1 protein-coding gene is annotated in these 276 nt (G+C 69.9%); it reads right to left on the reverse strand.

All coding sequences use genetic code 11. The features are described 5' to 3' along the window. A partial coding sequence (locus GV790_RS30185) for a hypothetical protein (RefSeq protein ID WP_163818202.1) occupies positions 1–276 on the reverse strand: 276 nt, incomplete at both ends.

Raw genomic sequence — 276 nt, forward strand, 5'->3', positions numbered from 1 at the left:
CCCCGGTGGTGGCGGTGCTGCGGGCCCACCACCCGGCGCGGTGGCGAGGTTGCCGGTCTCCGGGCCGAAAACCTGGTCGAGTGCCTCGGCGAGGGTCGGGGCATAGCCGACCCGGACGCCACCGGTACCCGGATCTCGGTAGCTGACCAGTACCCGCGCCAGCTGCGGGAAGGTCGACCCGTTCGGTGCGGTCGAGATCCGTTCGGTGAACAGCGGTTCCACGTAGAGCACACCGCCCTCGGCGATCGGCAGCGTGAGCAGATTGCCGTACTGGAT

It is taken from the genome of Nocardia cyriacigeorgica (assembly GCF_010858045.1).
Classification (GTDB): Bacteria; Actinomycetota; Actinomycetes; order Mycobacteriales; family Mycobacteriaceae; genus Nocardia; species Nocardia cyriacigeorgica_E.